Here is a 14,010-nt window from a genome sequence, read left to right as displayed (position 1 = left end):
TGACAGGTCGGGCAGGATGCCGGCGCGATCGCTCACGCGATGTGGTCCGGGCCGTCCAGGTGCCGGGCGAGCACGGCGGCGATGTCGGCGAGGGGGCCGGGGGCGAGCATGTCACCGTGCCGGCAGGCGATCGGATGACTCTCGATCCGTCCGCTCGTGTACGGCGCCCAGTCGCCCGGCCGCTCGGGATCCGGCGCCTTGTCCTGAATCGCCTCGAAGAACAGCACGTCCACGTCGACGGGCCGGGAGTCGTGCCGCCGCTGTGCGTTGAGGTTGTTGGTGAACACCTCGGCCACCGAGGCCAGCTGATCGCTCGACAGCGTGCCGAGCGGGCTGCCGTGCTCCGCCAGGACGCGCAGGGCCGCCGCCGGGTCGAGCGGCGGCGCGCCGTCCGGGTGCCGGATGCCGAGCGAGTGCAGCACCTCCGCGAGGGCCTCGGGCTGGTCGTAGTCCACCGGGCGGGCGTCCGGGCGCCGGGGATAGGAGTCGAGCAGCGCCAGCAGCGCGACCTCCTCGCCCTCGGCGCGCAGCAGCCGGGCCGCCTCGTGGGCGAGGATGCCGCCCATGGACCAGCCCAACAGGTGGTAGGGGCCGTGGGGTTGGACGGAGCGCAGCTGTGCCACATGGTCCCTTGCCATCGCGGCCAGGTCCGGGATCAGGGCGGCCGGGTCGTCCAGGCCGCGGGACTGGAGGCCGTAGACCGGGCGCTCGGCATCCAGGTGGCGCAGCAGCCCCGAGTACACCCAGCCGAGCCCGACGCCGGGGTGGAAGCAGAACAGCGGCTCCCTGCCGCCCTGCGGCCGCAGCGGGATCAGCACGTCCAGCGCCCCGTCCGGGTCGACCTGCGGCGCCGGACCGTCGAGGAGGGCGGCCAGACCGGCCACGGTCGGGACGCGGAACAGCGTGTCGATGCCGAACCGGGCCCCGAAACGGGAGCGCAGCAGCCCCAGCAGCCGGAAGGCGAGGAGTGAGTGACCGCCGAGGTCGAAGAAGCTGTCGTGCGCACCGGGCCGGCCGGCCGGCCCGTCCGTGCCCAGGACCTCGCCGAAGAGGGCGGCCAGCTCCTTCTCCAGGGCGGTGCCGGGCGGCCGCTCCTCGCGGCCCGCCGCGCTGCCGGCGTCCGGCGCGGGCAGCGCCCGCCGGTCCAGCTTGCCGTTGGGGGTGCGGGGCAGGGCCGGCAGGATGACGACCATCGGCACCATGTGCCGGGGCAGTGTGCCCGCCACGTGGCGGCGCAGCGCCAGGGCGTCGGCCGCGGCTCCGGGTTCCAGGACTACGTAGCCGACCAGCCTGCGGTCACCGGGCCGGTCCGCACGGACCGCGACGGCCGCCTGAGCGACGTGGGGATGGCGGACGAGGGCCGCCTCCACCTCGCCCAGCTCGATCCGGAAGCCGTTGATCTTGACCTGGTCGTCCAGCCGTCCGAGGAACTCCAGGTTGCCGTCCGGCAGCCAGCGCACGAGGTCGCCCGTGCGGTACATCCGGGCTCCCGGCTCGCCGTGCGGGTCGGCGACGAAGCGTTCCGCGGTCAGCGAAGGCCGGCCGAGGTATCCGGTGGCCAGGCCCGGCCCGCCCAGATAGAGCTCGCCCGGCACGCCCACGGGGACCGGGCACAGTCCCTGGTCGAGAACGTAGGCGCGGGTGTTCCAGGACGGGCGGCCCACCGGGGGTGCCTGGTCGAAGGGGCCGCCGCCGACCCAGCCGGTGGCGTAGACGGGAGCCTCGGTGGGGCCGTAGATGTTGACGACGCGTGCGCCGGGGAACGCCGCCGCGATCTCGTTCGCGACCGCGGCGCCCAGCTGTTCGCCGGCCAGCACCACCGTTCCCGCGGTGACCGCCGGGTCCAGGCGCCGGACCAGGTCGGCGAAGACCGAGGGGACCCCGCTGACCAGGGCCGGCGCGGTGACCGGGCCGGCCGCCAGGGTCTCCTCCTCCGCCAGGGCGAGCAGATCCCGGTGGATCCGGACGGTGCCGCCAGTGGCGAGCGGGCCGAAGACCTCGAAGACGGAGATGTCGAAGCTGACCGAGGTGGTGGCCTGTACCTGGGCGAGCCCCTCCGTGCCGAGGAAGCCGGCCGACCAGGCCAGCAGATCGGTCATGTTGGCGTGGGAGACGACCACGCCCTTGGGCCGCCCGGTGGACCCGGACGTGTAGATGATGTACGCCGGGTCCGCCGGGCTCAGCGGGCGCGGGCGCTCGGTGTCGGTGACATCGCCGTCGGGCCGGCATGCCTGGTCGACCGCGGGATCGTCCAGGACGAGCCGCGGGACGCCGGCCGCGGGCAGCGCACGGTCCGTCCCGGCGGTGGTCACCAGGAGCGTCGGCCGGGCGTCCGTCAACAGCAGGGCGATCCGTTCCCGCGGGTACTGCGGGTCGATGGGCAGATAGGCGGCGCCGGTCTTCAGCACCGCCACCAGGGCCACGAGCAGCTCGGCGGAGCGGGGCAGGGCGAGCGCGACGATGCGGCCGGGGCCGGAGCCGCGGGCGAGCAGTTCCCGGGCCAGCCGGTTGGCCCGGGAGTTCAACTCCGCGTAGTCGAGCGTGGCGCGGCCGTCGACGACGGCCGGCGCGTGCGGCCGCTCCCGCGCCCGGTCCTCGAACAGCGCCGGGAAGAGGCGGTTGCCGTCCCGTGGGACGGGATCGCCGTGCCACCGGTCGAGTCGGCGCAGTTCCGCCTCCGAGAGCAGCACGGTGTGTTCGTACCGGTCCCCGGGAGCGGTGGCCAGCGCGGTGAGCGTCCGCCGGTAGTAGCCGCCGATCTCGGCCACCTGCTCGTCGGTGAACCGGTCGGCGTCGTAGCGCAGATGCAGTCGTACCGCGGCCGAGGTGAGGTCCTGGGAGAACTCGGCGCCGAACGGGATGCTGGTGTTGGTGACGCGCCGCTCGTCGAGCACCTCCAGTTCGGCCGCCCTGTCCAGGACCGAGCGGTAGACGTGGAAGCGGGTGAAGTTGAAGAAGCTCTCGAACAGCTCCCGACCGCCGACGGCCCGCTTGATCTCCGGCATGGGGAAGCGCCGGTGCGGCTGTACGGCGATGTCGGTGCGGTTGACGGCGGTCACCAGGTCGTCCCAGGTGCCTCCGGTCAGCCGGGTCCGGAAAGGCAGGGTGTTGAGGAACATGCCCAGCACCCGGTCGCCGTCGCGGTCCTCGGTACGGCCGTTGTAGACGACGCCGGTGACGACGTCCGGGCTTCCGGTGAGCAGGGAGACCACGCGCAGGTGGGCGGCGAGCAGAAGGGTGCGCACGGGCACCCCGAGCCGTTCGGCGCACTCGTTCAGTGCCGACGCCTCGTCCTGCGGCAACTCCACGGGGACGATGCGCATGTCGGGCCGCCCCGTCGCGGGCCGCAGCCGGGGCAGCGCCGTGAACTCGCAGTCGGCCAGGTGCTCCACCCAGAAGGCGCGGTGCTCCTCGTCGGCCACGGCGGCGCGTTCTTCCGCGACGAACGCGCCGAACCGGGCCGCGGGCGGTTCGGGGAACACCACCGCGGATGTCCGGGAGCCGTCGGCGCACCGCAGATAGCGGTCGAACAGCTCGGTGATCAGCGAGCGCTCGCTCCAGCCGTCGAGGATCGCGTGGTGCTCCGTGACCCACAGCTGGAAGGTGTGGTCGGTCAGCCGCTGCGCGTGGAACCGGATCAGCGGGGCCTGCTCCCAGGAGAACGGGGTCTGCTTCTCGGTCGTGAACCGCTCGTCCAGGGCGGTTCGTCGGCCGGCCTCGTCCAGATGGCGCAGGTCCTCGAAGGAGACCGGGGCCGTGACGCGGCGGTGCACCAGCTGGAGCGGTTCGCCGAAATCCTCCAGGTGGAAGGAGGCCCGCAGGATCTGGTGGTCGGCCACCATCGAGTCCACGGCGGTGCGCCAGGCGTCCTCGGACCAGGTGGCCCGGATGTGGTACCCGCAGACGTTGTGGTAGATCCGCTCGGCCGCGTCCAGCCCGCTGTGGTAGAGCATGCCGGCCTGCAGCTGGGAGAGCGGGAAGGCGTCCTCGACATCGGCGGGCAGCGCGGCCCGGTCCTCGGCGGTCAGCAGCGACAGCGGGCGGTACCGGGTACCCCCGCTGCCGGGGGCGACGAGGGAGGTGTGCGGGGCCAGGTCCCGGATGGTCTGGTACCGCAGGAGGTCCTGGAGCCGGAAGTCCAGCCCTCTCTCCCGGGCCCGGCTGAGCAGGGCGATGGTGCGGATCGAGTCGCCGCCCAGCAGGAAGTAGTTCTCATCGGTGCCCACCCGCTCGTGGCCGAGCACCTCGCTCCAGACCTGGACGAGGATTTCCTCCGGCCGGTTGGCCGACGCGGTGACCGGCGTGTCCGCCGCGCGGGACGGAGCGGGCAGTCGGCGCCTGTCGACCTTGCCGTTGACGGTGAGCGGGAAGCGGTCGAGCACCACGAAGGCTGCCGGAACCATGTGGGGAGGCAGCGCGTCGAGGAGGTGGTCCCGCAGCTCTGCCGGGCCCAGGCCGGCCCGCTCGGACACGACGTGGGCGACGAGCCGCGGGCCACCGTCCGGGCCGTCGTCGACGGCGGACACCAGGGCCTCCCGTACGTCCCGATGCCCGACGAGTGCCGCCTCCACCTCCCCGGGCTCGATCCGGAAGCCCCGGATCTTCATCTGGTCGTCGGCCCGGCCGCAGTACTCCAACTCCCCGCCGGGCAGCCGCCGTACCAGGTCGCCGGTGCGATAGGCGCGGCCGCCGGGCAGTGTGACGAAGCGGGCCGCGGTCAGCTCCGGGCGCCCGAGGTAGCCACGGGCGAGTCCGGCACCGCGCACGTACAGCTCGCCGGTGACCCCGTCGGGCACGGGGCGGCCCCGGTGGTCGAGGACGTCCAGCGCGAGGTCCGGGATGGCGACGCCGATGACGCTGCCGGTGCCCTCCTCGGCGTCCTGCGGCGAGATCGGCCGGTAGGTGACATGGACGGTCGTCTCGGTGATGCCGTACATGTTCACCAGGCGCGGTCCGTTGGGATGCCGGGCGAACCACGGCCGCAGCGTTCGCGGCTCCAGCGCCTCGCCGCCGAACACCACGTACCTGAGGGCCGGTACGGCGACGTCCGCGCGGTCCTCCTCGCGCATCAGCAGGGCGAACGCCGACGGGGTCTGGTTGAGGACGGTGACACCTTCGGCGGCCAGCAGCCGCAGAAACGCACCGGGGTCCCGGCTGATCTCGTACGGGACGACGACGAGCCGGCCGCCGTGGACCAGGGCACCCCACAGCTCCCACACCGAGAAGTCGAAGGCGTAGGAGTGGAACAGCGTCCAGACGTCGTCGGGGCCGAACCCGAACCAGTGCCCGGTCGAGGTGAACAGCCGGGCCACATTGCGGTGCGGGACGAGAGTGCCCTTGGGTTCTCCCGTGGAACCGGAGGTGTGGATGACGTACGCCAGGTCGTCCGGGTGGACCCGGTGGTCCGGGGCCTCGTCCGGGTGCGCGGCGATGACGGCCGCGTCGTCCCGGAGCGAGACGACGGTGCCGGTGAAGCCGTCCAGCCAGGCGCCCGGCCGCCCGTCGACCAGTACATGGGTCAGCGCGGTGTCCCTGACAATGAAGGACAGCCGGGCGTCCGGGTACGCCGGGTCCAGCGGGACGTAGGCACCGCCGGCCTTCTGGATGCCCAGGATCGCCACGACCAGGTCCGGGGACCGTTCGGCGCTCAGGCCGACCAGGACCTCGGGGCCCACGCCGAGCTGCCGCAGGTGCCGGGCGAGCCGGTTGGAGCGCCGGTCGAGCTCGGCGTAGGTGAGCCGTTCCCGGCCGTGGCGGACCGCGACGGCGTCGGGCCGGTCGGCGGCGTGACGGGCGAACCGGTCGAGGACGGTCTCCTCGCTCGCCTCCGGCGCCGCGTGGGCGGTCGGCCGGGCGGCGGGCACCGCGAGGGTGTGCACCGGGTCGCCCGGGCTCCGAACGACCTCGGTGAGGAGCTGGGCGTAGTGCCGGGCGAACTGCTCGGTCAGCCAGTGGGGCCAGGCGGCGTCGAAGCGTGCCTCCCCGTCCGGCGTGACGGTCAGCCGCAGCGCGTGGGGGTGCGGCGCGGGAGTGTCCTGGCGGGTGACGACGACCCCGTCCGGCAGCTCCCGCACACCGGTGTGCCTCGCGCGCGACTCGAATGCGACGGGGAGCGGCGGCTGTTCGTCCCACCAGTCGGCCCCGGCGCCGCGAGGGACAAGGTGCCTGAGCCGTCCGAGTACGGTGTGGAAGTCCGGGTCCCCGGCCAGGTCCGCGTGGACGGTCAAGGGAGCGGTGAACGGGCCGACGGCGGAGGCGAACGCGGTCCCCCGCTCGTCGCGGACCGTGGCGAGAACGACGTCGTCGGTGTCCGCGTACCGGGCGACCAGCAGGGCCAAAAGGGCGCTCAGCCCGTCGTCGAGGCGGGCGCCGGCCGCCGCGCACAGGTCGCGCAGGCCCGTGACGGCCGCCTCCGGAAGGCGCACCCGGTGGGTGGCGGCCCGGCCGTGAAGGACGCTCGGAAGCCGCGGCGATGTGAGGTTCTCGGCGTCCGCGGCGGCGGGGCCGTCCACCGCGGCCGCGGCGTACTCGGTGAACTGCGGTGCGGGCGAGGCGGGCAGGTGTGTCGCCCGCGGTCCGTCCTGGGCCTGCCAGGCGGCCAGGAGGTCGTCGAGGAGAAGGTCCAAGGAGCGTTCGTCGGCGACCAGCCGATGCAGGGTCAGCGTCAGCCGGAGGCCGGTGCGGCCGGCGGGTTCCACCGCTGCCCGCAGCAGCGGTCCCCGCTCCGGGTCGAAGGCGGCGTCCGGCCGCGTCCACAACGACGGCGGTTCGCTGGGCACCGACTGCACCAGGGTGGTGCCCTCGAAGGTGAAGCGGGTGCGCAGCGCGTCGTGGCGCCGGACGCACTCGGCCACGGCGGACCGCAGCCGCGTGGTGTCGGTGGTGCCCTCGAAGGTGACGGTCAACCGCAGCTCGTGGGCTGTGTGATCCGGTGTCAGCTCATGGGCGACGTAGAGCCGCTGCTGGTGCGGTGTGGCCGCGACGGCGGTCGGCGGCAGGGCGGCCATCGGTGCCTGCGCATGGCCCGCCTGATGGGTGCTCACTGATCATCGCCCCTTCGTCGTCACGGGTGTCGCTGCTGGGATCGTTCGGTCCGTCGGCGCCATTCGCCCAGGGCCCTGGCCCGGGACGCGCCCCGGGCGGGTGGCCGGGCCGGGCGGGCGTCCGGGGTGTCCGTGCCGCCCGGTGGGGCGTCGAGCCGCCGGGCCAGGCCGCGGACGGTGGTGTGACGGAAGAGTTCGGCGGCGGTCAGCTCCGGATACCGGTCTGCCAGCAGGACGAGCACCCGCAGGAGTCCGGCGGAGGTGCCGCCGAGGTCGAAGAAGGTGGCGTCCAGGTCGGCGACGGGAGCACCGAGGACGCGTTCCCAGGCCCGGCGCACGGCGTCGAGGGCCCGCCCGGCGGGCTCCGCGTCCGGCGGGCCGGGCCGGGAGGACATCGCGCGCGCCGCCCAGCCGCCCGCGGTGGTCCGGTCCAGCTTGCCGTTGGGCAGCTGGGGCAGTTCCCCGACGAGCAGCCACACGGCGGGCACCATCGCCGGCACGAGAGAGGCGGCCGCGTACTGCCGTATCTCCTCCGCCTGCTCCGGTGGCACCGGCACGGGGGTGCCCGGTTCGGGGGCGCCGCTCGCGGGGACGAGACACGCGGTGACCGTGGCGCCGTCGGAGGCGACGGTGACGAGGGCGTCGCGGACCGCCGGATGGGCGCGCAGCACGCTCTCGATCTCAGCGAGTTCGATCCGTTGCCCGAGGATCTTCACCTGCCCGTCGGCACGGCCGAGGAACCGCAGGCCGTGCTCGGGGTCGAGAACCGCGAGATCGCCGGTGTCGTACCCGGCGCGGCCGTCGTACTCCCGGAACCGGTCGGCGGTCAGGTCGGGCCGCCGCCAGTAGCCGGAGCCGACGCCCGCTCCGAGGACCAGCAGCCGGCCCGGCACGCCGGGCGGCAGCGGCCGATCGTGGGGATCGACCACCAGGCACTCCTCGCCCCCCAGGGGGTGGCCGATGTGCACGGGTACGCGCGGCCGTACCCGCCAGACGGTCGACCACACCGTGGTCTCGGTCGGGCCGTAGCAGTTGAGCACCTCGCCGGGGACCAGTGCGTCCAGCCGGTCGGCCAGGTCGCGCGGGAGCTGTTCACCGCCCACCAGCAGGGTGCCGAGCCGGCCCAGCAGGCGGCGCCCGTCCGGGTCGTCGGCCAGGATCCGCGCCACCGTCGGGGTGCACTGGTAGAGGGCACCCGCGGGTATGTCCTGCCCGGCGACCTCGCGGTGCCCGGTGAGGAGTACGGCGCGGCCGGCGGTGAGCGGCCAGTACAGCTCCAGTGCGCTGATGTCGAAGGAGACGCTGGTGGCCGCGACGGTGACCGCGGGCGGGCCGGACAACTCCCGGTCGAATGCGGCGAAGAGCGCGTACAGGTTCTCGTGGCGGACGATCACGCCCTTCGGCCTGCCGGTCGACCCTGACGTGTAGATGACGTAGGCGGGGTCCTCGGGGCGGATCCGCGGCCATCGCTCGGGTACCGGGGCCGCCGCGTCCGGTGCGAGGACCACCGGTCCGGCGGCCCCGGCGTCGGTGCCGGGTACCGGTGTGCCGATGATCGCGGACGGCTGGGCGTCCTCGATCATCAGCCGGAGCCGGCCGGCGGGGTAGTCGGGGTCGAGCGGCACATAGGCGGCGCCCGCCCGCCAGACCGCGAGCAGTGCCACCAGCAGATCGGGGGTGCGCGCCAGCCGCACGGCAACCCGGTCACCGGGCCGTACCCCTGCCTCGATCAGGGCGGCGGCCAACTGCCCGACCCGGTGGTCCAGTTCGGCGTAGCCGACCTGCGCGCCGCCGTGCATGAGCGCGGTTGCCCCGGGGGTGCGCCGGGCGTGCTCGGCGACGTGGTCGGGTACGGCCCGGGGGGCCTTCGGGTGCGCTTCCGCGCGGACCTTCGTGACGGCTGCCGGATCGCTCGCCCCCGCGCCGGTGCCGGTCTTCGGGTGGCCCTCGTCGGTCAGCCGCAGCCGGGTGAGCGGGACGGCCGGTTCGGTGGTGAGGGCGCGGAGGGCGCGTAACAGGTGCTCGGCGAATGACGCGGCGGCGCTCGTGGGTAGTTGGGAGCGGTCGTACTCGACGCTCAGACCGTCGCCGCCGTCGGGGGCCCGGTGCAGGGTCACCGCGAGCGGGTACTCCCCCGCCGCCACGGAAGGTGGGGTGAGCCGCCAGACCAGGCCGCTCGCGGTGACCTGGGCGGGCGCGGACGCCTGCGTGCAGATGATGCCGGTCAGGGGTTTGCGTCCAGGGGTGCGCTCGGCCCGGCTCACCCGCAGGATGTCCTCCACGGGCAGCTCGGCGTGGTCCAGCGCGTCGAAGAGGGCGTCGGCGGCGAGGTCGCACACGGACGCGGTGTCGGCCCCGGCCAGCCGGAGGCGGACCGGCAGGGTGTTCTGGAGACAGCCGATGACATCCTGGTCGGCCTTGGTGCGGGTGGTGGCGACCGTGGCGAGCACGATGTCGTCGCTGCCGCCGTACCACCCGGCCACCACCCCTACGGCGGCTAGGAGTTGGGCGAACACGGTCGCTCCCGTCGCCCGGGCGCGCTGGTGCAGAGCCGCGCTCAGCGCCGCCGGGATGGGCAGGGTCACCGTGGCATGGCCGGGCGGTTCGGCGGACGCGATCGGGGGCAGTGCGGTGTGCGCGGGGCAGTTGTCGAGTTCCCGGGACCAGAAGGCCTCCAGCGCCGCCACCCGGTGGGCGGCCGGTGCCGGTCTGCGGTCTTCGGCCCTCCGTGGCGGTGTGCCGGCGTAGGCGTCGGCGAGCAGCCGCAGCAGGACGGCGGCCGACTCCTCGTCGAACACCGCGTGATGGATCCCCACCAGGCAGTGGGCGCCGTCCCCGGTGACGACGACACGGATCCGGCACAGCGGACCCTGCCCGTGGACGAACGGGGCACCGGTCTCGGCGATGCGCGCCGTCAGCGCCGTGTCGTTCGCGGTCCGTTCGGTCGAAATGTCGACCTCTGCGGCGGTGTGCAGGCGCCGCAACAGGCCGTCGGCAGTGGGGTGCAGGGACGTCCGCAGCGCCGGCTGTGCGACGACGACCGACCGGACGGCCGCCGTCAAACGGTCGGGGTCGACCGGTCCGTCGACGCGGATGTGATGGAGAAGGGTCGCCCGGCCGCCCTGTTGGTCGAGCAGGAAGAATCGCGTCTGTTCAGCACTGGCCGGACCGATCGCATTCTCTAAATCCACGTCGCCAGACATTCGGAGAGCCCCCGCCTCAAATCCGCGTGACGAATTAACAGAGCCACCCTAGGAAGATCCGTTTTCCGGTGTCAAGGAAGAAGATCGATTGACTTCCCCCGGGGCACATGGGCTGATTTCCTTACGCAATAGGACATTAACTATGTGACGCGCGTCACATTGATCACTGATGGGTGGCACTGTAACGTGGCCCGGGCATTCAATCTGTAGGTCCTTGAGATTATGGGCAGTTGAGGCGGCGACCCAGCAACTGGCGCCTGGCCGGCCCGGGAAATTTTCCGCCATGTACGCGCGTGGCGAAGAATTCGGACCAATGGAATTCGGGGGACTTCTTCAATGGAATCGAATTTACACCCGCCCGGCGCCTCCGCCGGTGAGGCCGTGGACCTGGCGGAGAGCCTTTGGAGCGAGATCCTGGGCCCCGATGCCGATACCGGCACCGGTTTTCTGGAGAACGGTGGCGACTCGTTCCGCGCGGTCCTGCTGACCACCCGTCTGTACGAACTGACGGGGCGTGAGGTCGAGTACCTCGACGTGCTCGAGGCGGACGGGGCCGCGGCGATAGCCCGTCTGCTCACCACCGACACCCCGGGGAGCTGACCCATGGGCTGGGAACTGGCACCCAACCAGATCGACCTCTACACCGCCGACCACGCCACCGACGATCCGGCCACGTATCTCGTGAACGCGGTCTACCGGATCACCGGTCCCGTCGACCCCGACCGCCTCGCCCGGAGACTGGAGCGACTCTCCGCCGCCCACCCCGTGCTCACCGTCAGGGTGGTCCAGGACGGAGCCTCCTGGTTACTGGAGGAGGTGTCCGACCGCCCGCACCTGCTGTGCGTCACACTCGACACCGACCCGGACGGTACGGCGGCCCGGCAACGGGTGCGCGACGAACTGCGGGTCCCGCTGGACCTGACCGAGGGCCCGCTGCTGCGGGTCGTCCTGCTCCAGTACCGGCCGGACACCGCCGATCTCCTGCTCGTGGCGCACCACTTGGTCGTCGACGGGCACTCCCTGGCACTGATCGCCCGCGGGCTGCTGACCGACGAGCCCTGCGCGTCCGGTCCCGCCTTCGCCGACTGGGCCGCGACCGCCCGCGACCGGCACAGCGCCCGCACCGCCGACGCGGCCGCTGTCCGCGCCGAACTCGCCGCCGCGGACAGCGCGCCCTCCCTCGACTGGGCCGCGCCGGACGGCCCCCCGCCCCAGGACGAGCCGACCGGCGGAGTCGCCGAGGCCATCGTCCCCGCCGCGCTGCACGACGGCATCCGGCGGCTGAGCGCCGGCCTCGGCATCACGGCCCACTCGGTGGTGCTGGCCGCCGCGGGGTTCGTCATCGGCCGCAACTCCGGCTGCTCCCGGCCGGTCGTGGGTACCACCGTCTCCCGCCGCCCCGCCGCCCACGCCACCACGGTCGGGTACTTCAACACCACGACCCCGGTGCCCATCGGCCTCGACGACACGACCACCGTGTCGGACTTCCTGCGCGCCGTGCACCGGCGCGGAATGCGGGCGTACCGCGAGGCGGACGTGCCCCTGTCCGCCGTCTGGCCGTCGTCCTCCGGCACCACACCACAGGTGGTGCTGGCAGCCATCGACGCCCTGCCGCACCTGTCCGACGGCGAGCTGACCGCCGTACCGCAGCAGGACCAGGGACTCGGCACGGCCCACTTCCCGCTCACGGTCGGCCTCTACCAGCAGCCCGACCGGCAGGGCGGGATCCGGATGCTGCTGCGGCACCAGCGCGCCCTGGTCGACGACTCGGCCGCCGCCCTGTTCTTCCGGCAACTGCTCCACGTGCTCGGCGAGTTCACGCACACGCCGGAACAGCTGCTCGGTGCCGTGGACACACTGCCCGGCCCGGAGGTGCTCGCAGGGCTCGACACCGGGCGCGGCGCGCGGCTCGACGTACCCGCCCGTACCCTGACCGAGCTGTTCGAACAGCAGGCCGCCACCCTCGCCGACCGCATCGCCGTCGTCTGCGGCACGGACCGCCTCACCTACCGCGAACTCGATGCGCGCTCCAGGGCTCTGGCCGCAGCGCTCGGCGAGGCCGGGGTACGGCCCGGCGACCGGGTCGGCGTCTGCCTGGACCGCGGCACCGGCCAGGTGACGGCCGTCCTCGCCGTGCTGCGCGCCGGAGCGGCCTATGTGCCCCTCGACCCGGACTATCCGCCGCAGCGTCTCGCCTTCGTCGTCGAGGACACCGGCCTGCGCACCGTCGTCACCCAGGAAGGACTGCTGTCCGGGACGCAGGGGCTGCGTGTGGTCCCGGTGGACGCCGAGCCCGAGAATCCGAACCGGACGCTGCCCTCCGTGCCCCCCGACACCACGGCCTACGTGATCCACACCTCGGGGTCCACCGGCCGGCCCAAGGGCGTCCTGGTCAGCCACCGCAACGTGGTCGCGCTGCTCGCCGCCACGCAGCAGGAGTACGCACCCGGACCGGACGACGTCTGGTCGTACTTCCATTCCCTGGCCTTCGACTTCTCCGTCTGGGAGATCTGGGGCTGCCTGCTGAGCGGCGGCCGGCTCGTCGTCGTCCCCTACGACGTCTCACGTGACGCCGAGGCCTTCCACGCCCTGCTGTGCGCCGAGGGCGTGACCGTCCTCAACCAGACGCCGTCCGCGTTCGCCCAACTCGTGAACACCCGCGCCTTCCAGGGCGGCGGCCTCGCGGTACGGCTGCTCATCTTCGGCGGCGAGGCCCTGGACCGCGGCATCCTGCTGCCCTGGATGGACCGCTATCCCGAGGACGTCTGTCGCGCCGTCAACATGTACGGGATCACGGAGACCACCGTCTTCTGCACCTGGCACACCGTCGACCGCGCCGAGGCACTGCGCGGCAGCCGCTCCATCGGACGGCCCGTCCCCGGCTGGGACATCCACGTCCTGGACGGCCGCGGACGCCCGGTCCCCCCGGGTGTGCCCGGGGAGATCTACGTCGGCGGTGCCGGTGTCGCCCAGGGGTACCTGGACCGGCCCGAGCTGAACGCCGAGCGGTTCCTGAACGGCCTGCCGGTCCTGCCCGGCCGGCGCCTCTACCGCAGCGGCGACCTGGGCCGCTTCCTGCCCGACGGACGGCTGGAGTACCTGGGCCGCCTCGACGAACAGGTCAAGATCCGCGGACACCGCATCGAGCCCGGCGAGATCCGGCACTCCCTGCTGGAGGATGCGCGCGTGCGGGCCGCCGCCTGCGTGGTGCGCACCCCCGGCGGACCGGACACCGCACGCGTGGACGCGTATGTCGTCACCGACCATCCGGACGCGCTCGCCGACATCCGGCACCGGCTTGCCGACCGGCTCCCCGGCCATGCGCTGCCCGCCACCCTCACCCCGGTGCCCGAACTGCCGCTGACCCCGAACGGCAAGCTGGACACCGCCCGGCTGCCCGACCCCGCGCCGGCCGTGCCCACCGTCGCCCCGGACGCGCGGCCGGCTGAAGCCGACGGCCCCTGGGCGGCCATGGCCGCGACCTGGCAGGAGGTCCTCGGTGTGCCCGTGGGCGCGGACGACAACTTCTTCGACCTCGGCGGCACATCGGTGCAGGCGGTCCTGCTCATCAGCGCCCTGCGCGAGGCGAACTTCCCCGACGTCCGCCTGCGGGACGTCTTCCGTAACTCCACCCCCAGGCGGCTGGCCGCCGCGCTCGACCAGCGCCCGGCGCGGTCATGACCCCACGAGTCCGGTCCGGGGGAACGGACCGTCCTCGACAGGTCATTGGTTCCCGGCCTGGTCGCACGCACCCGAAGGAGCAC

The 14,010-nt window shown here is 73.4% G+C and carries 4 protein-coding genes; 2 read left to right on the top strand and 2 right to left on the bottom strand.

The features are described 5' to 3' along the window. Positions 1-32: 32 nt before the first annotated feature. Both ACZ4UU_RS37060 and ACZ4UU_RS37055 read right to left on the bottom strand, forming a co-directional pair. A complete protein-coding gene (locus ACZ4UU_RS37060) occupies positions 33-7,043 on the bottom strand; it encodes an amino acid adenylation domain-containing protein (protein WP_471907810.1) in 7,011 nt (2,336 codons plus the stop codon). A gap of 20 nt (positions 7,044-7,063) precedes the next feature. Beyond that, complete coding sequence (locus ACZ4UU_RS37055; protein WP_471907809.1) at positions 7,064-10,234, bottom strand: non-ribosomal peptide synthetase; 3,171 nt, start codon at positions 10,232-10,234, stop codon at positions 7,064-7,066. A gap of 348 nt (positions 10,235-10,582) precedes the next feature. On the opposite strand from ACZ4UU_RS37055, the gene ACZ4UU_RS37050 reads away from it, so the two are divergent. Both ACZ4UU_RS37050 and ACZ4UU_RS37045 read left to right on the top strand, forming a co-directional pair. After that, positions 10,583-10,846 (top strand): phosphopantetheine-binding protein, encoded by a 264-nt coding sequence (locus ACZ4UU_RS37050; protein ID WP_471907808.1) that lies wholly within the window; start codon positions 10,583-10,585, stop codon positions 10,844-10,846. Between the two features lie 3 nt (positions 10,847-10,849). Further along, complete coding sequence (locus tag ACZ4UU_RS37045) at positions 10,850-13,927, top strand: non-ribosomal peptide synthetase (protein WP_471907807.1); 3,078 nt, start codon at positions 10,850-10,852, stop codon at positions 13,925-13,927. Positions 13,928-14,010: the final 83 nt, after the last annotated feature.

The sequence above is a fragment of the Streptomyces sp. NPDC028907 genome, assembly GCF_055564995.1.
Note: the sequence above shows the minus strand (reverse complement) of the source record. Positions and strands in the feature narration are given on the sequence as shown.

Coding starts and splice junctions, on each gene's coding strand:
- ACZ4UU_RS37050 (WP_471907808.1), top strand. CDS start 10,583: ATGGAATCGAATTTACACCCGCCCGGCGCCTCCGCCGGTGAGGCCGTG.
- ACZ4UU_RS37045 (WP_471907807.1), top strand. CDS start 10,850: ATGGGCTGGGAACTGGCACCCAACCAGATCGACCTCTACACCGCCGAC.